The following is a 21,961-nucleotide window of genomic DNA, read 5'->3' as shown; positions in this document are numbered from 1 at the left end:
GCTGTCGGGCGGCATGCGCCAGCGCGCCGCCATCGCCCGGGCGCTGGCCACCGCGCCGCAGGTGCTGCTGCTGGACGAGCCCTTCGGCGCGGTGGACGAACTGACCCGGCGCCAGCTGGCGCTGGACCTGCCGCCGCTCTGGCAGGCGCAGGGCACCACGGCGCTGCTGGTCACCCATTCGCTGGCCGAGGCGGTGCGGCTTGCCGACCGCATCCTGGTCCTGTCGCCCCGCCCGGCGCGCATCATCGCCGACATCGCCGTGCCGCTGCCGCATCCGCGCCGCCCCGGACTGGCCGACAGCCCCGCCTTCCACCGCATCGAGGCCGCGGCGCGGGCAGCGCTCTCCGCCCCCGCCGGCGCGGCATGAGCATGCGGAACGCGCTGGCCGGGGCGGTCCTGCTGCTTGCCCTGTGGCAGGCCGCGGCGCCGGCCCTCTCGGGCCGCTACCTGATCGCCGGCCCGGCCGAGGTCGCGCAATGGACCGCCGCCCATGCCGGGCTGCTGTCGCGGGCGCTGGCCGTCACCGGGGCCAATGCGGCGGCGGGCTTCCTGCTGGGCAACCTGGCCGCCGTGGCGCTGGCCGGTCTGGCGCTGCTCTGGCCGCGGCTGACCGGGCTGGTCTCGGGCCTGGCGCTGGTGGTCTTCTGCCTGCCGCTGGTGGCGACCGGGCCGATCCTGCGGGTGATGATGGGACCGGGCGAAGGGCCGCAGATCGCGCTGGCGGCGCTGGCGGTCTATTACACCACGCTGATCCCGCTGCTGGCCGGCCTGCGCGCCGTACCCGCCGCCTGGCTGGACCTGATCCGCGTCTATGGCCGCGGCCGCATGGCCGAGCTGCGGCATGTCCGGCTGCGCGCCGCCCTGCCCTATCTGGTCGCCGGCCTGCAGATCTCGGCCCCCGCCGCCTTCCTCGGCGCGCTGGTGGGCGAGTTCACCGGGGCCGAGCGCGGCCTGGGCGTGCTGACCATCCGCTTCACCCGCGCGCTGGACGTTCCCGCGCTCTGGAGCATCGCGGCACTCTCCGCGGCCATCGCGGTCGCCGCCTATGCGCTGATCGGCGCCTTGGCCCGCCGCTTTCTGGACGAGTCGCCGCCCGTGCTGCTGGCCCCGCCGGGTGCCGCGCCCGGCTCGCGACGCGCGGCGTTGGCCTCGGCGCTGGCTGTGATCGCGGCGGTGCTTGGCGGGTGGTGGGCGGCGTTGCGGCTGGCCGGGCTCAGCCCGTTCTTCGCCAAGCGGCCGGGCGACGTGCTGGCGGCGCTGGCCTGGGCGCCGGATGCCGCCCAGACCCGGCAGGCCCTGGCGCAGGCGCTAGCACAGACCGGCGCGCATGTGCTGCCGGGCTATGCGGCGGGGCTGGCGGCAGGGGCGGGGCTCGCCGTCCTGCTGGCGCTGCTGCCGGCGCTTTCGGCGCTGCTCACGCCGGTAGCCATCGCTTTGCGCGCCATCCCGATCGTGACCACGGCGCCGCTGATCGTGCTGCTGGTCGGGCGCGGCGCGGCGGGGGTGGTGGTGCTGGTCGCGGTCATGGTGTTCTTCCCGACCTTCGTCGCCTGCCAGCACGGGCTGCGGCAAGCGCCCGGCCAGATCCTCGACGTGTTCCGCAGCTATGCCGCCGGCCGCTGGCGGCAGATGATCCATGTCCGCATCCCGGCCATGCTGCCCGCGCTTTTCGCCTCGGCCCGGATGAGCGTGCCGGCGGCGGTGCTGGCCGTCACCGTGGTCGAATGGCTGGCGACCGGCGGCGGCATTGGCGGGCTGATGGCGCTGTCGGCCTCGGTCTCGGATTACGACATGCTCTGGTCCGCGGTGGTGCTGGTGACGGCGCTGTCCTGGCTGGGCCATGCTGGTGTCGGCGCGGCCGAGCGCCGGGTGCTGGCCCGCTACGCCCCCGAACAGGTGCGCCCATGACCCGACCCTGCGACGCCGCCTTCGCCATCCCCGGCGACATCGCCACGCTGACCGGCGGCTATATCTATGAACGCCGCCTGCTGGAGGGGCTGCGCGCCCTAGGCCACGACATGCGTCACCTGCAGCTGCCCGCCAGCTTCCCCGCCCCGACGCCGGCCGAGATGGCGGCGGCCGTGGCGGCGCTGGCGGCCGAGGACCGGCCGCTGATCATCGACGGGCTGGTCTTCGGCGCCATCGACACGGCCGGTCTCGCCCGGGTCCGCGCGCCCGTCGTGGCGATGATTCACCACCCGCTGGCGATGGAGACCGGCCTGGACCCGGCGCGGCGCGCGCATCTCTACCGGACCGAGCGCGACAACCTGCAGCTGGCCCGGCATGTGCTGGTCCCCAGCCGCCATGCCCGCGCCATGCTGACCGACCGCTACGGCGTGCCCGCCTGCCGCATCACCATCGCCCGGCCGGGGGTGGATCCGGCGCGGCTTGCCCCGTCGCCGGCCAGCTCGCCGGCCAGCTCGCCGCTGATCCTGTCGGTCGGCATCCTGCATCCGCGCAAGGGCCACGACCTGCTGCTGACCGCGCTGGCGGAACTGGCCGATCTGGACTGGCAGGCGGTGATCGTCGGCAATCCCTGGGACCGGACCCATGCCGCCGCGCTGGCCCGGCAGCTGGCCGAAAGCCCGGTCGCGGACCGGGTCACGCTGGCGGGCCGCGTCGATGCCGGGCGGCTGGAGCGGCTTTACGCAAGCGCCGCGATCTTCGCGCTGGCGACGCGATACGAGGGTCATGGCCTGGTCTTCGACGAGGCCTTGGCGCATGGCCTGCCGATCGTCAGCTGCGCGACCGGCGCCGTCCCCGACACCGTGCCCGCCGCCGCCGGTCTGCTGGTGCCACCCGAGGATGCGCCGGCCTTCGCCGCTGCGCTGCGCCGGCTGCTGGACGACGAAACGCTGCGGACGCGGATGCGCGATGCGGCGGCCCGGGCCGGCGCCGCCCTGCCCGGCTGGCCAGAAACCGCGGCCGTCGCCAGCCGCGTGCTGCAGGATCTCGCCGGGCGTTGAAGGCAGGATGCCGCCGAGCCGCGCAAGGCAATGGGCGGATTGCCGCACCCGGCCCGGAGCCAAGGGTGGGCGCGGCCGCAAAACACGATAAGGTTGCAACCCCGGCCACCGTTTCACCCAAGGTTCCGCCATGTCCTTTGCATCCGCGAACGAGCGCTATTTCGCCAGCCTGCTCAACCAGTCGCGCCGGGCCGAGGGCCTGCCGGCCCTGGCGCTGGAAAAGCGCCTGAACGATTCGGCCGAGGGCCACAGCCGCTGGATGCTGAACACCGACGTGTTCTCGCATACCGGCCAGGGCGGCTCGTCCTCGCGCGAGCGGATGGAGGCGGCGGGCTTCGACCTGGCCGGGAACTGGATGACCGCCGAGAACATCGCCTATGTCAGCATCCAGGGCGAATCCGACCTGCGCGACGAGATCCGGCAGCTGCACCAGAACCTGATGAACAGCCCCGGCCACCGCGCCAACATCCTGAGCGACGCGGCCTTCGTCGGCATCGGGCTCGAGGTCGGCTATCTCGAGGTGGACGGCCGCCAGTACAAGGTGCTGATGGCGACGCAGAACTTCGCCGACACCGACGGACAGGTGCGCGTCGATACCGGCACCTTCATGCGGGTCGCCAATCCGGGCGCCGACCTGTCGATGCAAAGCCGCGCCAGCTGGCTTGAGACCTTCAACGGTCAGGTCTTCGTTGCTCCCGGCCCGGCGCAGAACACGCCGCGCAACGACGATTACCGGCTGACGGCCAAGAACGACGCGGCCATGGCCGGAAACGGCAACGACTGGATGGACGGCAAGGGCGGCCACGACACGCTGAACGGCGCGGCCGGCAATGACCGCATCCTGGGCGGCGACGGCTTCGATTCGCTGTTTGGCGGGTTGGGCCGCGACACGTTGCAGGGCGGGAACGGCAACGACACCCTGGCCGGCGCCGACGGCAACGACCAGCTGCGGGGCGAGGTCGGCAACGACCAGCTGCGCGGCGGCACCGGCCAGGACAGCATCCTGGGCGGGCTGGGCGCCGACCTGCTGGACGGCGGCGCCGGCCATGACTGGCTGCGCGGCGAGGTCGGCAACGACCGGCTGCTGGGCGGCGACGGCAGCGACACGCTGCATGGCGGCTATGGCAACGACCTGCTGAACGGCGGCGCCGGGGCGGATGCCTTCGTGTTCCAGGACGGCCACGGCGCCGATACGATCAACGGCTACCAGCGCGGCATCGACCGGCTGCTGATCGAGGATGCGCTGCTGGATGCGAACCCGGCCGCCTTCATCCGCGATCACATGCGCAAGACCGCGACCGGCGTGGTCATCGACTTCGGCGACGGCGACCGGATCGTCGTCAACGGCCAGGGCCTGACCGTCGCCGGGCTGGCGGACGACATCTTCGCGATCTGACCGGCGGCCCGCAGAAAAGCCCGGATGGCCGGGAACTTTTCCCCGATGCCGCATCCAATCCGGCATGGGCCCGACAAGCGGGCTCGGATCGGAAAGGGCAAGACATGCGCATCGCCGCCCCGTTATGCTGGTTCCGCTGGCCGCCGCCGGCATGGCGCAGGCCCGATGCCCTTCCTTCGCCACATCGGGCCCGAGAGGTATCTTCATGTGCCTCCCCCCCGTTCCATCGCGCACCGGGCAGCCTTCCCCCGCCGTCCTCACCCTGACAGCGATTCATCGCAGAGCCCGATCAGCGGTCAGGTCAGGCGTCGGGACCGGGGGGATCTGCACCCCGAGCCATCGCGGTCGGTCAGCATGACACCCATCCCCGGTCCCCTGCCAAGACACAGGATCGCGCCAGGGCGCAGATCCCGAAAGGCAGACGTCGCAGCGCAGAAGAACGGCCGGGCGGCATGATCCGCACCCGCCCGCTGGCCGTCGCGCAGGACGATGGAGGCGTGGCTTCGACGGTACGCACTGCACCCGCATGGTGGATCGGCTGCGCGCGGGCCTTGCGCAGCCGGCCGTGACCGCCGCACCCGGCCCGAGGCCGGCCAGCCCGCGCTCAATCCTCGCTGGCGGCGTCGGCCGGGTTGACCATGGCGTCCAGGATCGCCGGCAGGTCGATGGTCCCGACCAGCCCGCCATCCGCGTCGCGGATCTGCGCCTCGGAGACGCCGGCCCTGGTCATGCGCCGCGCGACCAGGTCCAGCTTCGACCGCGCCTTGACCGTGAAGCCGGGCAGTTCCGCCCCTTGGACAGCGGGCGCGGCGATGGTCCGCGCCTCGATGATGCGGCCGCGATTCACCTCGCGCACGAATTCGGCGACATAGTCGTTGGCCGGGCGCAGCACGATGTCCTGGCCGGTGCCGACCTGCTCCATGGCACCGTCGCGCAGGATGGCGATCTTGTCGCCCAGCCGCAGCGCCTCGTCGAGGTCATGGGTGATGAAGATGATGGTCTTGCGCAATTCCTGCTGCAGTTCCAGCAGGATCGCCTGCATGTCCATGCGGATCAGCGGGTCCAGCGCCGAGAAGGCCTCGTCCATCAGCAGGATCTCGGCATCGTTGGTCAGCGCCCGCGCCAGCCCGACGCGCTGCTGCATGCCGCCGGAGAGCTGGCGGGGATAATAATCCTCGTATCCCTGCAGGCCGACGCGGCCGATCCAGTGCCGGGCGCGGTCCTCGGCCTCGGCGACGCCGCGGACGGTCAGCCCATAGGCGGCATTGCGCAGCACCGTGCGATGCGGCAGCAGCGCGAATTTCTGGAACACCATCGCCGTCTTCTGCCGGCGGAAATCGCGCAGCTGTGCCGGCGTCATCGTCACCACGTCCTGCCCGTCATACAGCACCTGCCCCGCCGTCGGCCGGATCAGCCCGTTGATATGGCGGATCAGCGTCGACTTGCCGGAACCCGACAGCCCCATGATCACGGTGATCCGGCCATGGGGGATGGTCAGGTTGATGTCCTGAAGGCCCAGGACGTGGTTGTGGCGGTCGTTCAGCTCGGCCTTGCCCAGCCCGGCCTTGACCGCCTCGACATGGCGCGCGGCCTCGGGGCCGAAGATCTTGTAAAGGTCGCGGATCTCGATGTCGTGCTTGCCCGCCTGGGTCATTTGCCGGCCTCCGCGTGCTTTTGCAGCCGCTTGCCATAGGCTTGCGTGGTGCGGTCCATGATGATGGCGATGGCGACGATGGCCAGGCCGTTCATCACCCCCATGGTGAAATATTGCTGGTTGATCGCCTGCAGCACCGGCTGGCCCAGGCCACGCACCCCGATCATCGAGGCGACCACCACCATGGCCAGGCTCATCATGATGGTCTGGTTCACCCCGGCCATGATCGTCGGCAGGGCCAGCGGCAGCTGCACCTCGCGCAGCTTCTGCCAGCTGGACGAGCCGAAGGCCTCGGCCGCCTCCAGCACGTCGGGCGCCACCTGCCGGATGCCCAGGTTGGTCAGCCGGATCACCGGCGGGATGGCATAGATCACCACCGCGATCACCCCCGGCACCTTGCCCAGGCCGAAGATCATCACCACCGGGATCAGGTAGACGAAGCTGGGCATGGTCTGCATCATGTCCAGGATCGGCGTCACCAGCCCGTTCATGCGGTTCGACTGCGCCATCAGGATGCCGACGGGAATGCCCAGCACCACGGCGACGAGGGTGCAGACCGCAACCATGGCGATGGTGCGCATCGTGTCCTCCCACATGCCGAAATAGCCGACCACCAGCAGCGCCAGCACCGAACCCAGCGCGATCTTCCAGCTGCGGCTGGCCAGCCAGATCGCCGCCGCCAGCACCGCCAGCACCGCCAGCCAGGGCGAGCGGATCAGCAGGTTCTCGATGAAGGTCAGCAGATCCTGCAGCGGCGCGAAGGCGGCTTCCAGCGTGTCGCCCCAGGCGCGGGTGAAGTCGCGAAAGGCGCCGTCGACGGTCTGGCGCAGGGCGCGCAGGTTCCCGCGGCTCATTTCCGGGAAGCGGATCAGGTCCATGTCTTTCGTCCTTTGGAAACGGAAATGGGCAAGGCCGCGACCCGCGACCTTGCCCGTCAGGCGCGAGAGCGCGGCTTACAGCGCGGCCTTGACCTTCTCGGCCACCTCGGCGGGAACCCACTTGCCCCAGACATCCTCGCGGGTCTCGAGGAATTCATAGGCGGCGTCCTCGTTGCTGGCCTGGTTCTCGACCATCCAGGCCAGCATGGTGTTCACGGTCTCGTTGCTCCAGGCGCGGGTCTTGACGTAATCCATGGCCACGCCGGCCTTGTCGGCGAATTCCTTCGTCACGGCGGTATAGACGTCCGAGACCGGCCATTCCGTCACCTGCGGATCGGCACAATCGGGCTTGACCATGCACTCATCCCAGCGCTCGCGGTCGAACTCGGCCTGAAGGTCCAGCCGGGTCATGTCGTACTGGCCCAGGATGGCGGTGGGCGCCCAGTAATAGCCCAGCCAGCCCTCCTTGCGGTTGAAGGCCCGGGCGATCGAGCCGTCCAGCGCCGCGGCCGAGCCGGAATCGACCAGTTCGAAGCCCTTCTCCTCGGCGCCCGACCCCACGAACTGGTTGCGGTTGATGGCCTGGCAGGCCCAGCCCGAGGGACAGCCGAACCAGGCGCCCTTGCTGTCATCCTCGGCGCCGGGGAACAGCTCGGGATGCGCCAGCGCGTCCTCGAGCGTGCGGATGTTGTGCTCCTCGGCCAGCCAGGTCGGCACCCAGATGCCCTCGACGCCACCGTCCGACAGGATCTTCGAGGCGATGACGATGCGCCCCTCGGCCACCGCCTTGTCCAGCGGCTCCTTGACGGCATTGACCCAAAGCTCGGGCGCCATGTCCGGCTCGGCCTTCTCGTTCATCGAGGCAAAGGTCGGCATGGTATCGCCCACCACCAGCGCCACGTCGCAGCCATAGCCTTCCTCGAGGATGATCTTGTCGACCCAGGCCGCCAGCCCGGCCGAGGCCCAGTTCATCTCGGCCACGGTGATGCTGCCGCATTCCTCCTCTGCCGCCAGGGCGGGAACGGCCAGTGCGAAAAAGGCAAGCGAGGTCGAAGCAAGAAATCTGCCCATCAAACGATATCTCCGGATTGTCAGCGCGCCGGCGCAAGGCGGCGCAAGGGGGGCGAAACCGACCGGCGCCGGGCGCTGGCCACTTCCGCGGGTCTGTCGCGACCCTGTTGCAAGGAACGGGGCGAGGCCCCGATTTCGAGGGCGCCATTATACAGGCTTGCCGGAAAAGTTCAAATGCTTGCCGGCATTTGGCCGGTCGGCGGGTTCGGGGCGGCGCCCGGCGGGACGCGCGCCGGGGCCGGATCGCGGTGGAAAACGTCGGGCCGCGGCGCCTTGGCGCAGGGGGATCCGCCATGCCGGGACGGGCCGAAAACGGCAGCGGAAGGGCGGCGATTGGAAGGGCGGCGCCGGGACGGGTGGAGATAGGGTGGAACAGCGCCAGGGCCATCCGCCGGGAACCAGCCGGGCGGTCGGCCGCCCCCAGCCCTATCGGCCGGTCAACCCCTCGATGGGCCGCGGCGGGATGGGCTGCGTCACCAGGTGGCTCTTGCGCTTCTCGTAGAAGGCATTGCCGCCCGCAACCAGGACATAGTGCATGTTGTCATAGGGGAAGCGGTGCCCGGCGGCGTGGAAGAACATGGCATTGCCGATCAGCGGGTGGCGCTCGCCGCGCAGCACCGAGCGGGCGGCCTCGCGGACCTGGGGCGGCACCCTGTCCATGCGCCGCGTCATCACTCCCGGCGCGAATTGCCCCTTCTGGCCCACGACGCCGCAGACCGTGTTCGGGAACTGGTCCGAGCGGACCCGGTTCATCACCACGCTGCCGACCGCCACCAGCCCGTCGCGGCTCGAGCGGTTGGCCTCGAAATACATCGCCCGCTCCATGCATTCCAGCTCGCTGTGCCGGCGGAAGGAACAGCCGGCCAGGATCAGCAGCGCCGCGGCCAGAAGCGCGCCGGCGCGCCATTTCGGGATCGTCATCATCTGCCCATCCTGCCTTGCATGGCATGTTATTGTCGTTTGCCGGCAGGATAGCAGCAGCCGCCGCGCCGCATCAACCCTGCCCTGCCCCCCGGCCTTCATGCGCTCAGATCGTCGCCCGTGGCGTGTTCATGGCCGCAAAGCGCGTGGTTGCCCAGCACCTCGATCACCCGGCAATCGGCGATCCGCCCCGAGGAGCAATGCGCCAGCATCCGCTCCAACTCGTCGCGCAGCGCCTCGAGCCGGCGCAGGCGAGCGTTCACGGCGGCAAGCTGCCGCCCGGCGATGCGGTCGGCAGCGGCGCAGGACCGTTCGGGATCGTCCGCCAGCGCCAGCAATTCGCGGATATCCTCCAGCGCGAAGCCCAGTTCGCGGGCGTGACGGATGAAGGCCAGCCGTTCCTGCGTGCGGCGCCCGTAAAGCCGCTGATTGCCGCTGCTGCGCTCGGCCTCGGGCAACAGGCCGATCTGTTCGTAATAGCGGATGGTCGGCACCTTCACCCCGGTCGCCCGGCTCAGTTTTCCGATGCTCAGCATGAAATGACCCTTGAAGCTATAGCGACTAGAGATCCTATCGTCCCGAATCGAGGAAGGCAATCGAAGGAAAAGGCGATGGCGGAACGGCTGGAATGGCGGGTGACCGGGATGGATTGCGGCGGCTGCGCGCACAAGCTGACCGATGCCGTGGCCCGGCTCGAAGGGGTCGAGCAGGTCAATGTCGGCCTGATGGCCGGGCGGCTGTCGCTGACCCTGCAGCCCGGGCCGACCAGGGCGCAGGACATCGAGGCCGTGGTGCGCCGGCTGGGCTATGGCATCGCCGCCCCGGCCGAGGCCGCGCTTCCGGCCCGCGACCCCTGTTGCGGCGGCGATCATGCCCCCGCCCGGCCGGAACCGGCGCGGCGCTGGCACCAGACCGCCAAGGGCCGGCTGGTTCTTGGCACCGGCGCGCTGCTGGCCCTGGCCTGGGCGGTCACGCTGTGGGGGCCGGCGCCGGCCGGGCAATGGGCCTTTGCGCTGGCCTGCCTGATCGGCACGGCGCCGGTGGCCTGGCGGGCGGCGCAGGCCCTGCGCATGGGCCAGCCCTTCACCATCGAGGGGCTGATGACCATCGCCGCCATCGGCGCCCTGGCCATCGGCGCGGCCGAGGAGGCGGCGCTGGTGGTCTTCCTGTTCGCCCTGGGCGAGCTTCTGGAGGGTTTCGCCGCCAACCGCGCCCGCGACGGCATCCGGGCGCTGGCCCGGCTGGTGCCGCAGACCGCCCTGCTGATCGAGGGCGAGCGCCTGCGCGAGATCCCCGCCGGCCGGCTGCGCCCCGGTGATCCGGTGCTGGTGCGGCCCGGGGCGCGCATTCCCGCCGATGGCGAGATCGTCGAGGGCCTGGGCGGCATCGACGAAAGCCCGGTGACCGGCGAAAGCCTGCCTGTCACCCGCGGCCCGGGCGATCCGGTCCTTGCCGGCACCGTCAATGCCGAGGCGGCGCTGCGCATCCGCGTGACTCGCGCCGGCGCCGACAACACCATCGCCCGCATCATCCGGCTGGTCGAGGAAGCCGAGGAAGCCCGCGCGCCCACCGAACGCTTCATCGACCGCTTCAGCCGCTGGTACATGCCCGCGGTGGTGCTGCTGGCGGTGCTGGTCATGCTGCTGCCGCCGCTTCTGGCCGGCGCGCCATGGGGCACCTGGATCTATCGCGGCCTCGCGCTTCTGCTGATCGGCTGCCCCTGCGCGCTGGTGATCTCGGTGCCCGCGGCCATCGCCTCGGCGCTGTCCAGCGGCGCGCGGCGCGGCCTGCTGCTGAAGGGCGGCGCGGCGCTGGAGGCGGCGGCAGGGGTGCGGAGCCTTGCCTTCGACAAGACCGGCACGCTGACCGTCGGCCGCCCCGAGGTGACCGGCATCCTGGCCCTGGCCACGACCGAGAAGGAGGAGGTGCTGGCGCTGGCCGCCGCGGTCGAAAGCGCCTCGAGCCATCCGCTGGCGCAGGCGATCCTGCGGCGGGCCGAAACCCTGCCCCTGCCCCAAGCCAGCCAGGCACGCGTCATCCCGGGCAAGGGCGTCGAGGCCGTGGTTGCCGGGCGGCGGCTGACCGTCGCCAGCCCCGGCCATGCCGCGGCGGCGGGGATGCTGGACGCCGCGGCATCCGCCCGCATCGAAGCGCTCGAGGAACAGGGCCAAACCGTCGCGGTGCTTTACGACCGGCAGGCGCTTGGCCTGATCGCCCTGCGCGACGAACCGCGGGCCGATGCGGCCGAGGCGATCCGGCAGATCCGCGCGCTGGACATCGCGCCGGTGATCCTGACCGGGGACAACCCGCGCAGCGCCGCCGCCATCGCCGGCCCCCTGGGCACCGATTGGCGCGCCGGCATGTTACCCGAGGACAAGCTGGCCGCGATCCGCGACCTGGCTGCCCGGGGCGGGGTGATGATGGTGGGCGACGGCATCAACGACGCCCCGGCGCTGAAACAGGCCAGCATCGGCGTGGCGATGGGCTCGGGCACCGACGTGGCGCTGGAGACAGCCGACGCGGCGATCCTGCGCGACCGGGTGACTGACATCGCCGCGCTGATCCGGCTGGCCCGTGCCACCATGGCGAATATCCGCCAGAACGTCGCCATTGCGCTGGGGCTGAAGGCCGTGTTCCTGGTCACCTCGGTCCTGGGGATCACCGGGTTGTGGATCGCCATCCTGGCCGATACCGGCGCCACGGTGCTGGTGACGCTGAACGCGCTGCGCCTGCTGCGGCTGGACCCGACGCGGGAATAGACGGGGCGCGCGCGCTGAGGCCGCCCCGCCGGCGCTCAGCGCGCCTCGTTCACGATGCGGATCTGGGTGAATTCATGCAGCCCCTCCTCGGCGAATTCGACGCCGAGACCGGATTGCTTGGCACCCCCGAAAGGCATGTTGGGCCCGAAATCCAGGTGCTTGTTGATCCAGACCGTGCCGCTTTCCATGCGCTCGGCCACCTGGCGGGCCAGGTCGCGATCCTCGCCCCAGACCGAGCCGCCAAGGCCCAGATCCAGCCCGTTGGCGCTGGCCAGTGCCGATTCCACGTCCTGAAAGCGGATCACCGGCAGGATCGGGCCGAACTGTTCCTCGTCCACGATCCGGTCGCCGTCCTTGACATCGGCGACGATGGTCGGGCGGATGAAATAGCCCGGCCCCTCGGCGATCTCGCCGCCAGCAATGATGCGGCCATCGGCGCGGGCGGAATCGAGGAAGCCCTTGACCTTCTCGAACTGCATGCGGTTCTGCAGCGGGCCGATGGTGGTGCCCTGCTGCAAGCCGTCGCCGACCACGGCGGCCTCGGCCAGCTCGGCCAGGCGGGCGCAGACTTCCTCATAGATCGAATCGTGCACATAGGCGCGCTTGATCGCCAGGCAGACCTGCCCGGCATTCATGAAGGCGCCGGCGAACAGGCCCGGCGCCACTTTGGCGGGGTCAGCGCCCGGCAGCACGATGGCCGCGTCGTTGCCGCCCAGCTCCAGCGTCAGCCGCTTGATGGTGGATGCGGCGCTGGCCATGATCTTCTGCCCGGTCGCGGTCGAGCCGGTGAACGAGATCTTGGCGACATCGGGATGCGCGGTCAGCGCCGCGCCCAGGTCGTTCTGGTCGGTGACGATGTTGACCACGCCCGGCGGCAGGATGCCGGCGATGATCTCGCCCAGGCGCAGCGTGGTCAGCGGCGTGGTCGGGGCGGGCTTGACCACCATGGTATTGCCGGCCAGCAGCGCCAGCGGCAGCTTGAAGGCCACGATCAGCACCGGGAAGTTCCAGGGAATGATCGCGCCGACCACGCCCAGCGGCTTGCGGAACTGCCGCACCAGCCGGCTGTCGCTGTCCTCGATCACCTTCACCGGCAGGTCATAGCTCGCCAGATGGCGGATGAAGGCGCAGGTATAAAGGATCTCGGCCTGCGCCTCGGGCAGCGGCTTGCCCTGTTCCTGCGTCAGCAGCCGGGCAAATGCCTCGGCCCGCGCCTCGAGCGCGTCGGCGATCTGCAGGATCAGCGCGCGGCGCTCCTCGATCGGGCGGGAGGCCCAGGCCGGGAAGGCAGCCTTGGCCGCCGCCACCGCCGCGTCGAGCTGCGCCGCCGAGGCACGGGGGGCTTCGGCCAGCAGCTGTTCGTTGGCCGGGTTCACGACCTCCATGGTCATGTCGCCCGCGACCAGCTGGCCGTCGATCAGCAATTGGTATTCCGTCATTTCATCCCTCCCCAAAAGCGTCGGGCAAGTCTGGGGCAGAAGCCGGGCCGATTCTTGCCATATCCGGCCAATTCGCGGCGCCGGAAGAATGCGGGCGGAAATCTGGCCGGAAATGTCAAATCCGCAACTGCCTGATTTTGTGGCATGATCCGTGAAAGCAGCGGATTTGTAACGGTTTTTCGCAAGCCCCGTCCCAAGGAGCGCGCGGGGCGGGATTCTTGGGGATCGTCCGGCGAATATGCTACACTTTGTCGCAACAGGGAAATAGCCGGGGCAAGGCGCGAGACAGCGGCCACCCGGCGCAGCCACGGGAAATGCCATGCAAGGGTCATGGATTCGCGGAGCCATCGCATTCATGCTGATCGGGTCCGAGGCGGACGGCGCCCCGGCAGCCCCGACGCCGGCGATGCCCCTGCAGACCTTCGTCAACCATCTCGAGCAGGAGCGCGCCGCCAGCAGCGACGGCCTGCGCTCCTGGCGCTCGGGCGAGGCGATGGAGCTTTCCGCCATCGGCATCCTGGGCGATGCCGTCGCCCCGCGCCGCACGCTGGGCGAGGCGCTGCGGATCTTCGCGCGCGGCTTTCCGGTGCTGCAATCGAACAGCCGGATCTCGCTTGAGGTGATCGGCGACGAGGCGCATGTCTGCTACCGGGTGCTCGACCCGCGGATATGGCCGCGGCGGGCGGATGCCGAGCTGACGCTGGGGCTGATCCGCGGCATCTGCGACCGCTACGCCGTGCCGAACAGCGCGATCCAGGACCTGTGCTTCGAGCATCAGCCGGATCGCGACCTGCGGGTCCTGGCGCATCATCTGGGCCGCACGCCGCGCTTCGGCCAGGACGAGAACCGCATCGTGTTTTCCGCGCGCGTGCTGGCCAACACGCTGCGCGCCGAGGCCGGGGGCGATGCCATGGTGCTGTCGAAACGGCTGGACGAGGCGCTGACCGAGCTGCGCCGGCAGACCCCGGTCTCACAGCGGGTGCACGAGCTGATTCTGGCGCAGATGGAGCGCGGGCTGGTCAACCAGGGCCATATCGCCGCGCAGCTCGGCATGTCCGAGCGTTCGCTGCGCCGGGCGCTGGCCATCGAGGGCCAGCCCTTCCACGCGATCCTCGAGGAATGCCGCCGCGCCCACGGTTTCGCGCTGCTGGTGCGCAGCGACCGGCTGTTCGGCGAAATCGCGCTGCTTCTGGGCTATTCCGATCAGACCGCCTTTTCGCGGGCCTTCTCGCGCTGGTATGGCGCCTCGCCGCGCGAGCTGAGGAAGATGGGCGCCGAGGAGGTCAGCGTGATCCGCTGATCGAAGCGCCCCTCGCGCGCCGGGCCGCTATGGGCGATGAAGATGCGCGTGGCATCGGCGCACCGCGCCTCGATGGCGGCCAGGATGTGCCGGCAGGCGGCATCGTCGATCTCCGAGAAGGCCTCGTCGAAGATCAGCACCTCGGCCGGGCGCAGCAGTGCGCGGGCGATGGCAATGCGCTGGCGCAGCCCGCCCGACAGATTGGCGCCGGTTTCGCTGACCGTCGTGGCAAGCCCGGTCTCCGCCCGCGCCCATCCGGCCAGGTCGGCGGCCTCCAGCGCCTGCCAAAGCGCGGCATCCGCCGCATCCGGCGCGGCAAGGCGCAGGTTCTCGGCCAGCGTGCCGCGCAGGATCGCCGGGCGCTGCGCCAGGTGGGTGATGCGCGCGGCAAGCCGCAAGGGGCGCAGATGCGCGACCTCGGCACCGGCAAGCCGGGCCGATCCCTCGGCCAGCGGCGCGTCGCGGGTCAGCACGGCCATCAGCCGCGACTTGCCGATCCCCGACGGTCCGTCCAGCAGCACCCGCTGGCCCGGCGGGATCACGGCGCTCACCGGATGATGCGCGGCGCCCTCGGCCCTGGCCGTGCGCAGGGCGATGGCCAGCCGGACTGCCGGCGGCTCGGCGCCCGCATCCGGGCGGGCCGAGGCGATCACCGCGCCCAGCCGGTCCGCTGCCACCCGCGCCCGGGCCTGTGCATGGTAGAGGCCCAGCAGGTTGCGCAGCGGCCCCGACATCATCCCGGCATAGGCAAGGAACGCGACCAGCGTGCCGATCTGCCAATCCCCGCGCACTACCTGCCAGCCGCCGATCAGCAGGATGGTGCCGCGCAGGATGGCGGTGATGGTCTGGCTGACGGCGCCCACGGTCTCGGACCAGAGCCGCTGGCGGGTCAGCCCGGCGATCTGCGCCTGTTGCGCGGCACCGAAGCTGGCCGCCCGCTGGTCCAGCGCGCCAAGGCCGCGCAAAGTGGCGCGGGCCGACAGCGTCTCGGCCATCTGCGCGGAAAGCGCGCCGCGCTGGCCGCGCACCTCCTCGGCCAGCGCGCGGGTCCGGGGCCGGGCGCGGGACAGGAACCACAGCTCGAAAGGGGCGGCCAAAAGCGGCAGGATCGCCATGCGCCAGTCCAGCGCGATCATCAGCCCCAGCCCGCCGGCCAGCCGGAACAGCGCGCCGACCGCGACCAGGCCGGTGTCGAAGGCGAAACCCTGGATCTCGGCGCAGTCGCCGTCCAGCCGCGCCATCGCCTCGCCCAGCGGCAGGTCGGGGCGGTCGGGATCGCGTGCCAGCGCCGCGCCGAACAGCCGGCCGCGCAGATCGGCCAGCATCCGGGCCGAGGCGCGCAGGTGCAGCATCGAATTCGCCATCCCGAAGCCCACCGCGCCAAGGCCGAGCGCAAAGGACAGTCCGGCCCAGAAGATCAGCGCGCCCATATCCCGCGCCATGATGCCGGCGTCGATCACCTGCCGGGTCAGCATCGGCATCGCCAGCCCCAGCGCCGCCGCGGCAAGCGAGGCCGCCAGCACCACCAGCCCCGAGGGCAGGGCGCGCGCCATCACCGGCGCCAGCCAGCCCGCCGTATCGGGGCCGAAGATCAGCCGGGCAAGGCGGGCGGCCAGCCTATCCATGGCCGCGTTTCCGTTCCGGGCCGCGATGCACCGCCCGCGCCGCCAGCGCCGCGACGGCCGCAGGCCCGTCCAGCCGGCCGGTTTCAACCATGATCGCCGCCAGATGGCCGGCGGTCCGCGCCGCGCCCAGGCTGGCGCCGCCCATGCCGGGCGGGGCGTGCTCGGGCGAGTTGCACCAGGCACCGAACAGCACCGGACCAAGCTGCGACAGATCCTGCCAGCCGCAGCGCGCATCGCCGGTGGCGGCGATGACGCCGGGATATGCGGCGGGAAAGCAGGGTGCGCCCCGGGCCGGATGCGCCGCGACCAGAACCGCGCCATCCGCGACCAGCGCCTCGCAGGCCCGGCGCAGCGGCGCGCGGTCGGCGCTCAGGCCCAGGCTCATGCAGATCACCTCGGGCCGCGCCTCGCCCATGGCGGCGAACCAGCGCAGCGCGGCGGCGACGCGCAGCGCGCTGGTGACGGGCCGGTCGTCGAAGACCTGCGCATGGATGATTGCCGCGCCCGGACAGGCGCGGCGGATGATCGCGGCGACGGCGGTGCCGTGGCCCAGCCGGTCCGGCCCGGCCGCGATGGCCGCGCCGTCGGCCATGAAGGCGCGGGCGTCCTCGGCCCGGTCCTCGGGACCGGGGCCGCTGTCGATCACCCCCACCCGCAGCATGTCATTCGTCTCGCGTGAACAGCCGCACCGAGGCCAGCGACATCGAGGCATTGCCGGGCAGGTCGACCTGGCCCTTCTTCTCCAGCGTCTCGGAGTCATAGGCGGCAAGGTCGCCAAGCGCGCCGCCCAACCAGACCGTGCTGCCGTCGGTCGAGACGTTCACCGAATAATAGCTGTGCGGCAGCGGCACCCGCTTGATCGAGGCGTTCTTTTCCAGGTCGAAGCTTTCCAGTACGTTATAGGCGCCGAAGGCGCGGGTCTTGGCCGGGTTCACCGCGGTCGAGAAATAGAACACGTCCATGATGCGGACCTCGCGCATCGCCATCTCGCCGGTTTCCAGGTCCATGGTCAGCAGCCCGGTGCGATAGGCTGTCGGGTCGGCCGGGTCGATGTCCTTGCGCGCGGTGTAGAAGGGCGCCGCCATCACCCCCGAGCTTTCGTGCTGGCTCCAGACCGCCAGCACGTCGGGCTGGGCATAGGTCTCGGCCTCCCAGCTCTGGATCGGCTTGTCCTCGATCGGCGTGCCGGTCTCGGGATCCATGACATGCAGGTTGCGCCCCAGCCCGTAGAGTTTCGAGCCGTCGCGGGCCCAGGCCAGCATGGTGACCTGGCGCGGCGCCTCGAAGACCTTGCGCCGTTCCAGCGTCTCGGCATCGTAAAGCGCGATGCGGGTGGGCTGGACCTCGAAATGCGTCAGTTCCAGCTTCACCGGGCTTTCATAGATCGCCAGCGTCTTGCCGTCGGGGGAAAGCGCGGCGCCGAACAGGCTTTTCACCCGTTCCTCGGGGGTGGACAGGTCGATGCGGCCCAGCGTCTCGCCGGTCACGAGGTCGACCTTGACCAGGCTTTCGGACTTGTTGACCGTGGCATAGGCGATCCTGCCGCCCGGCGCGACCATCGGCACCATGGGCGTGGGGCCGGCGTCGTCGATCTCGATCACCTTCTCGACCGCCATTGTCTGGGTATCGACCACGACCAGCTTGTTGGGCCGCGCCGGGGCCAGGATATAGTCATGCGCGGCGGCCGGGCCGGCCAGCAGCGCCGCGGCGGAGGCCAGGAGCAGAAGCGATTTGCGCATCAGGACGAGCCTTTCGTTTCCGGGAACACCGATTGCAGCTTGCGCCAGTCCTGCATGACGTCGTCAGCGCCGGCGCTCCAGTTCGGATAGGTGTTCAGCGTGTCGGCCACCTGCGCCGGCCACCAGCAGGGATCGGCGCAGCCGTACAGGTCGGCCTCCATCGGCTGGCACAGGTTCGAGACGGCGCCGAAGGCGTCCACCTCCCAGCCGGGGTCGAAGGAGGTGGTGCAGCCGACCAGCGAATTCATCGCCACGACCTCCTCCTCGCGGCCCTCGGCCTCGGCTTCGACGAAGGCCTTCGCCTTGGCGTTGGCGGGGATCAGATGCTTCATTGGAGAACCTCCCTTGCTGGGCCGGACCGGGTGATCCGGGGTTCCAATTGGCTGCGGAAGAAGGACGGGTTGGCCTGCATGATGCGGACATAGGATTCGATGCCGAAATCGACCCAGTCCCGCATCAGGTCGCAGTAATGCCAGACCGGCGCGAAGGGATCGCCTTGTCGGGCATAGCTTTCGTGATAGCAGCCGCCGGCGCAGATGCTGCGGATGCGGCAGGTCTTGCAGCCGAAGGCGCTGCGGTCCTGCGCGGTCTCGATGAAGCCGGCGAGCTTGGGGATGTCGATGCCGGTCTCGACATTGCCGTAGGTCGGCTGGTTCGAACCGACGAAGCGGTGGCAGAGGTGCAGTTCGCCCTCCTTGTCCACGGCGAGCATCCCCAGCCCGGCGCCGCAGGGCACGGCCTTCTTGGTGCCCTGGGCGATATCGGTCAGCAGTTGGTGCATGTTGGAAAAGCCGATGTTCTCGCCCCGGCAGGCGGCCTCGACATAGCGCCGGCCGAGGGTCTTCATGTCCTCGAAGGCGCGCTTCAGCGCCTCCTGGTCCAGGTTGAACACCGCGATCGGCCCCGAGGTCGCCGGGCCGAAGCCGACCTCGTGAAAGCCCAGCTCGTTCTTCAGGTGGTCGTGGATGCCGATGACGTCGGTCACGCCGCGCGTCAGCGTCACCCGCACGCCGACCGGGCGCGAGCGATAGCGCGAAAGCAGCATCCGCACATTGCGCGCCACCAGGTCATAGGTGCCCTTGCCGCCCACCGTCTTGCGGTTCGCGTCATGCAGCGCCTTTGGCCCGTCCATGCTGACCGTCAGCGCAAAGCGATGCGCGTCGAACCAGTCGACCAGTTCCGGCGTCAAGAGCGTGGCATTGGTGGTCAGCGAAAAATCGACCGTCTTGCCCAGCTCGGCCGCGCGCGGCAGGGCATAGGCCACCACCTCGCGGATCAGCGGCATGTTCGACAGCGGCTCGCCGCCGAAGAACACCACGTTCACCCGGTCGCGGGCATGGGCCTGCTTCAGCAGCAGCTCGAAACTGGCGCGCGCCGTCTGAAAGCCCATCTTCTGGCCCTTGGCGGGGGTGGTCAGGTCTTCCTTGTAGCAATAGGTGCAGGCCAAGTTGCAGCCGGTGTTCACGTTCAGGATGATCGTGGACAGCGGGATTTCCTCGACCTTCGCGATGGGGCGCGGGGTGTCCGCCGCATCGGCGTCGCGCAGGATGTCGAGCGCCAGGAAGCTTTGCAGGCAGTCGGCCAGGGTGTCGGGGGCGTGATGCGCGCCCAGTTCGGCGCGCATCACATCGGGATCGACGGCGGGCGAGCGGCGGAACAGGTCGTAGACGTCGCGCGCCACGCCATCGAGCTCGAACAGGCTGGTCGTCGGAACATGCATCAGCATGGCGTGGCCGTCGACATCGACGCGGTGGGCATTGTGGCGGATCAGGGTCAGGGCTCCCATGGCGTCACCGGATCGGCGCGTCGACGAAGCGCTGGACTGTGGCGTAGAGATGCGCCTCGGCCCGCAGCGGCTCGCCTCCGGCATCGACGATGGCGATGACCTTCAGGTTGCCGGCATTGTTGGTCTGCATCGGCCGTTCCGGGTTCGGCCCGGCATCGGCGGGCGTGAACAGGCCGGTATCGTCAATGGAACCGGCATATTTCGCGTCCTGCATCTTTTCCGCCTCCTCGTCGAAATCGTCGGTGGCCCAGCTGGCCGGAAAGGCGCCCAGGGCGATGTCGTCGTCGGTCCCGGCTTCGCCGTCGGGACCGTTCAGCCAACCCATCGCCTCGAACTGCGCGGGCACCTTGGGGATCGGGCCGCCATTGCCGCCGATGCGGGCGATGGTCAGCTCGGGCACGATGCTGATGCGGTCGGGCCGGTCATAGGCCACCAGCTCGACCTTCTGCCCGCCCAGATCCAGGCTGACCGGGCCGGGCGCGCCGCTGGCGGTCAGCTTCAGCACCGTCACGCCGTCCCCGGCGCTTTCCACGCTGCCGGTAACGCCTTCGGGCAGGGTCAACGCATCGCCCAGGCCGGTGCCCGCGACGCGGACCCGCGTTTCCTCGCCGATCTTCAGCCGCGCGGGGGCCGCCGCCAGCACCTGCGGCGCGCCGTCCGCCTTCACCGCCGCCAGCCTTCCGCCGATCACGTCGCTGTCGGCATGATACCAGCGGCCCGAGAAGCGGCCGTCCTGAAAGGCGAGGACTTGGCGGATGGTGGCCTTGCCGTCGCTCAGCGTCGCCCGCCATTCGCCGGCGCCGAGGATGCGGCCGGTGCCGGAAAAGCTTCGGCTGCCATCGGCGAAGTCGAGGGTCATGGTCACCTCGTAATCCTCGCCCGCCTTCTTCAGCGCCAGCCGGCCGGTATAGTCGCCGCGCCCCGGCTGCCGCCCGGCCAGAACGTAATCGCCCGAGGCGTCGCCGGCAAAGGCGGCCGGCGCCTCGCCCAGCGGATAGGTCTTGGCGAGGAAGGGGATGATCTCGGCCTGGGCGATGCCCCACCAGTCGCGGTCCCGCGCCAACGCCTGGTATTCCAGCGTCGGGAACTGGCCGAGGTGAAAGTTGACCAGGTGCTTCCAGTCCTCGGGCGTGCGGCGCTGCAGGGCCACGCGGGCATAGGAATGGCAGCGGCCGCAGGTCTGGGTCATCAGCGTGTCTGGGCCCTCGTCGAAGGCCACCGGCTCGCGTTCGAGAATGTAGCGGCGTTCTTCGGTCTCGGCCAGGGTCAGGCCGCGCGTGTCGGAGAGATAGCGCACCACGGCCGCGCGCTCATCGGGTTCCAGCGCGACGCCGTGGTTGCGGATCATCCGCGTCACGGTCATGTCCCAGCCCTCGGGCGTCTTGCGCGCGGCGTCGATCCGCTCCCATAGGCCGTCCTCGTGCCTGACATGGCAGGCGGCGCAGGCGTTCTCCAGCACCTCCTCGCCCGTCACCGCCAGCGCCGGGGCGGCGGCAAGGGCGGTGACAGAGACCAGCGCGGTTCGGGTAAGTGGCTTCATCTGGCGGCTTCCTCCGGCTCGTCGGGATGGGTGGCCCGATTGCGTTGACCTTCAGAAAAGCGCCGGGGGGCGGCAGGATTCTTGTCATTCCCGGCCAGAGTCGCGGCAGATCGCCGCGCCGCCCGCCTTTGGCCGCAAATGTCAGGTTCGCGGGCCGGCAGCGGGCGCAGACTGCCGGATATCCGGGCGAACGGAAGGGAAAGCGCATGGGGGCGGATGCCGATCTGATCGTGCTGGGCGGCGGGCCAGCGGGCGCGGTCTCGGCCTGGCTCGCTGCGCGCGACGGGCTGCGGGTGCTGCTGGTTGATTCCGCCCGCAGCCGGCCAAGGCTCGAGGGGCTCAGCCCGCGCCTGCACCGCTGGCTGGCGGGCCAGGGCCTGCTCGACGGCTTCGACGGCATCTACGGCCCGCTGCGGCGGCAGGTGGACTGGGCCGGGATCAGCGAAAGCAATGCCGAGCATGTGGTCGAGCGCGCGGCGCTGGACGCGCATCTGCGCCGCTGCGCCGAAACCGCCGGCGCCCGGCTGGTGATCGGCAGCGGCCGGCCGGAACCGGGTGGGGCGCTGCTTGGCAGCGGAGGGCTGCGCGCGCCCATGGTGATCGACGCCAGGGGCCGCCGGTCGCGCGCCGCAGGCGGCAAGGCACCTGCCACCCTGGCGCTGTCCGGCTGGGTCGGGGCCACCCTGCCCCCGGGCATCCGGCTGGTCGCGCTGGCTCAGGGCTGGCTTTGGCGCGTGGCGCTGCCCGACGGCCGGGTCTGGGTGCAGGCCATGCTGGATGCCGTTGGCGAAGGCAGGCCGGCCGACCGGCTGCGGGCCGGCATGGCCGCGGCCGAGCCCGCGCTGGCCGATGCACCGCTGACGGGCCCGCCGCTGCTGCACGAGGCC

Annotated in this window: 19 protein-coding genes; 7 read left to right on the top strand and 12 right to left on the bottom strand. The window is 70.6% G+C overall.

All coding sequences use genetic code 11. From position 1 onward, the window contains the following. From I9P22_RS16170 to I9P22_RS16155, 4 genes are all read left to right on the top strand, one after another. Positions 1–367, top strand: a 367-nt coding sequence (locus I9P22_RS16170) for an ATP-binding cassette domain-containing protein (RefSeq protein ID WP_199260537.1), incomplete at its 5' end; no start/stop codon positions are given. Further along, complete coding sequence (locus I9P22_RS16165; RefSeq protein ID WP_199260536.1) at positions 364–1,908, top strand: ABC transporter permease; 1,545 nt, start codon at positions 364–366, stop codon at positions 1,906–1,908. The genes I9P22_RS16170 and I9P22_RS16165, both read left to right, overlap by 4 nt. Beyond that, the gene (locus I9P22_RS16160) at positions 1,905–2,966 is read left to right on the top strand and encodes a glycosyltransferase family 4 protein (RefSeq protein WP_199260535.1); all 1,062 of its coding nucleotides are present in this window, start codon (positions 1,905–1,907) and stop codon (positions 2,964–2,966) included. Before I9P22_RS16165 ends, I9P22_RS16160 begins: the two co-directional genes overlap by 4 nt. Before the next feature lie 130 nt (positions 2,967–3,096). Further along, a complete protein-coding gene (locus I9P22_RS16155; RefSeq protein ID WP_233253436.1) occupies positions 3,097–4,362 on the top strand; it encodes a CAP domain-containing protein in 1,266 nt (421 codons plus the stop codon). 604 nt (positions 4,363–4,966) lie between these two features. Here I9P22_RS16155 and I9P22_RS16150 read toward each other — a convergent pair. From I9P22_RS16150 to I9P22_RS16130, 5 genes are all read right to left on the bottom strand, one after another. Further along, a complete protein-coding gene (locus I9P22_RS16150; RefSeq protein WP_199260534.1) occupies positions 4,967–6,016 on the bottom strand; it encodes a quaternary amine ABC transporter ATP-binding protein in 1,050 nt (349 codons plus the stop codon). Next, entirely contained in the window at positions 6,013–6,894 is an 882-nt protein-coding gene (locus I9P22_RS16145; RefSeq protein WP_199260533.1) for an ABC transporter permease, read from the bottom strand. Before I9P22_RS16145 ends, I9P22_RS16150 begins: the two co-directional genes overlap by 4 nt. Before the next feature lie 75 nt (positions 6,895–6,969). Next, entirely contained in the window at positions 6,970–7,965 is a 996-nt protein-coding gene (locus tag I9P22_RS16140) for an ABC transporter substrate-binding protein (RefSeq protein WP_199260532.1), read from the bottom strand. A gap of 426 nt (positions 7,966–8,391) precedes the next feature. Then, on the bottom strand, positions 8,392–8,886 hold the full coding sequence (locus I9P22_RS16135) for a cell wall hydrolase (protein WP_199260538.1): 495 nt from the start codon (positions 8,884–8,886) through the stop codon (positions 8,392–8,394). 98 nt (positions 8,887–8,984) lie between these two features. After that, on the bottom strand, positions 8,985–9,422 hold the full coding sequence (locus tag I9P22_RS16130; RefSeq protein WP_199260531.1) for a MerR family transcriptional regulator: 438 nt from the start codon (positions 9,420–9,422) through the stop codon (positions 8,985–8,987). Positions 9,423–9,497: 75 nt separating this feature from the next. Between I9P22_RS16130 and I9P22_RS16125 the strand changes: the two genes are divergently transcribed. Beyond that, positions 9,498–11,645: a heavy metal translocating P-type ATPase gene (locus I9P22_RS16125; RefSeq protein ID WP_199260530.1), complete on the top strand. Its 2,148-nt coding sequence runs from the start codon at positions 9,498–9,500 to the stop codon at positions 11,643–11,645. A gap of 35 nt (positions 11,646–11,680) precedes the next feature. Here I9P22_RS16125 and I9P22_RS16120 read toward each other — a convergent pair whose 3' ends face one another. Continuing rightward, positions 11,681–13,084 (bottom strand): aldehyde dehydrogenase family protein, encoded by a 1,404-nt coding sequence (locus I9P22_RS16120; protein WP_199260529.1) that lies wholly within the window; start codon positions 13,082–13,084, stop codon positions 11,681–11,683. Between the two features lie 319 nt (positions 13,085–13,403). Here I9P22_RS16120 and qhpR point away from each other — a divergent pair, with 319 nt between their 5' ends. Next, the gene (qhpR, locus tag I9P22_RS16115; RefSeq protein ID WP_199260528.1) at positions 13,404–14,384 is read left to right on the top strand and encodes an AraC-like transcriptional regulator QhpR; all 981 of its coding nucleotides are present in this window, start codon (positions 13,404–13,406) and stop codon (positions 14,382–14,384) included. Here the strand turns inward: qhpR and I9P22_RS16110 are convergent. Genes I9P22_RS16110 through peaA form a run of 6 tightly spaced genes read right to left on the bottom strand, consistent with a single transcriptional unit; the run spans position 14,288 to position 21,074 of the window. Then, positions 14,288–16,009, bottom strand: a complete 1,722-nt coding sequence (locus tag I9P22_RS16110; protein ID WP_199260527.1) for an ABC transporter ATP-binding protein — start codon at positions 16,007–16,009, stop codon at positions 14,288–14,290. The genes qhpR and I9P22_RS16110 overlap by 97 nt on opposite strands. Continuing rightward, complete coding sequence (gene qhpE / locus I9P22_RS16105) at positions 16,002–16,670, bottom strand: subtilisin-like serine protease QhpE (protein ID WP_199260526.1); 669 nt, start codon at positions 16,668–16,670, stop codon at positions 16,002–16,004. Before qhpE ends, I9P22_RS16110 begins: the two co-directional genes overlap by 8 nt. Before the next feature lies 1 nt (position 16,671). Next, positions 16,672–17,748, bottom strand: a complete 1,077-nt coding sequence (gene peaD / locus I9P22_RS16100) for a quinohemoprotein amine dehydrogenase subunit beta (protein WP_199260525.1) — start codon at positions 17,746–17,748, stop codon at positions 16,672–16,674. Beyond that, a complete protein-coding gene (qhpC, locus tag I9P22_RS16095; protein ID WP_028713736.1) occupies positions 17,748–18,080 on the bottom strand; it encodes a quinohemoprotein amine dehydrogenase subunit gamma QhpC in 333 nt (110 codons plus the stop codon). Before qhpC ends, peaD begins: the two co-directional genes overlap by 1 nt. Further along, entirely contained in the window at positions 18,077–19,534 is a 1,458-nt protein-coding gene (gene qhpD, locus I9P22_RS16090) for a quinohemoprotein amine dehydrogenase maturation protein QhpD (protein ID WP_199260524.1), read from the bottom strand. Before qhpD ends, qhpC begins: the two co-directional genes overlap by 4 nt. A 4-nt stretch (positions 19,535–19,538) precedes the next feature. Then, complete coding sequence (gene peaA / locus I9P22_RS16085; RefSeq protein ID WP_199260523.1) at positions 19,539–21,074, bottom strand: quinohemoprotein amine dehydrogenase subunit alpha; 1,536 nt, start codon at positions 21,072–21,074, stop codon at positions 19,539–19,541. 206 nt (positions 21,075–21,280) lie between these two features. Between peaA and I9P22_RS16080 the strand changes: the two genes are divergently transcribed. Then, positions 21,281–21,961 (top strand): NAD(P)/FAD-dependent oxidoreductase (locus I9P22_RS16080; protein WP_199260522.1); only part of this gene is annotated, 681 nt, incomplete at its 3' end.

The organism is Paracoccus binzhouensis, assembly GCF_016446475.1.
In the GTDB taxonomy this organism is placed as follows: Bacteria; Pseudomonadota; Alphaproteobacteria; order Rhodobacterales; family Rhodobacteraceae; genus Paracoccus; species Paracoccus binzhouensis.
This window is presented reverse-complemented; position numbering and strand designations above follow the sequence as displayed.

Bases quoted from the DNA above. Each gene is read 5' to 3' on its own strand.
- I9P22_RS16165 (WP_199260536.1), top strand. From the start codon at position 364: ATGAGCATGCGGAACGCGCTGGCCGGGGCGGTCCTGCTGCTTGCCCTG.
- I9P22_RS16160 (WP_199260535.1), top strand. From the start codon at position 1,905: ATGACCCGACCCTGCGACGCCGCCTTCGCCATCCCCGGCGACATCGCC.
- I9P22_RS16155 (WP_233253436.1), top strand. From the start codon at position 3,097: ATGTCCTTTGCATCCGCGAACGAGCGCTATTTCGCCAGCCTGCTCAAC.
- I9P22_RS16150 (WP_199260534.1), bottom strand. From the start codon at position 6,016: ATGACCCAGGCGGGCAAGCACGACATCGAGATCCGCGACCTTTACAAG.
- I9P22_RS16145 (WP_199260533.1), bottom strand. From the start codon at position 6,894: ATGGACCTGATCCGCTTCCCGGAAATGAGCCGCGGGAACCTGCGCGCC.
- I9P22_RS16140 (WP_199260532.1), bottom strand. From the start codon at position 7,965: ATGGGCAGATTTCTTGCTTCGACCTCGCTTGCCTTTTTCGCACTGGCC.
- I9P22_RS16135 (WP_199260538.1), bottom strand. From the start codon at position 8,886: ATGACGATCCCGAAATGGCGCGCCGGCGCGCTTCTGGCCGCGGCGCTG.
- I9P22_RS16130 (WP_199260531.1), bottom strand. From the start codon at position 9,422: ATGCTGAGCATCGGAAAACTGAGCCGGGCGACCGGGGTGAAGGTGCCG.
- I9P22_RS16125 (WP_199260530.1), top strand. From the start codon at position 9,498: ATGGCGGAACGGCTGGAATGGCGGGTGACCGGGATGGATTGCGGCGGC.
- I9P22_RS16120 (WP_199260529.1), bottom strand. From the start codon at position 13,084: ATGACGGAATACCAATTGCTGATCGACGGCCAGCTGGTCGCGGGCGAC.
- qhpR (WP_199260528.1), top strand. From the start codon at position 13,404: ATGCAAGGGTCATGGATTCGCGGAGCCATCGCATTCATGCTGATCGGG.
- I9P22_RS16110 (WP_199260527.1), bottom strand. From the start codon at position 16,009: ATGGATAGGCTGGCCGCCCGCCTTGCCCGGCTGATCTTCGGCCCCGAT.
- qhpE (WP_199260526.1), bottom strand. From the start codon at position 16,670: ATGCTGCGGGTGGGGGTGATCGACAGCGGCCCCGGTCCCGAGGACCGG.
- peaD (WP_199260525.1), bottom strand. From the start codon at position 17,748: ATGCGCAAATCGCTTCTGCTCCTGGCCTCCGCCGCGGCGCTGCTGGCC.
- qhpC (WP_028713736.1), bottom strand. From the start codon at position 18,080: ATGAAGCATCTGATCCCCGCCAACGCCAAGGCGAAGGCCTTCGTCGAA.
- qhpD (WP_199260524.1), bottom strand. From the start codon at position 19,534: ATGGGAGCCCTGACCCTGATCCGCCACAATGCCCACCGCGTCGATGTC.
- peaA (WP_199260523.1), bottom strand. From the start codon at position 21,074: ATGAAGCCACTTACCCGAACCGCGCTGGTCTCTGTCACCGCCCTTGCC.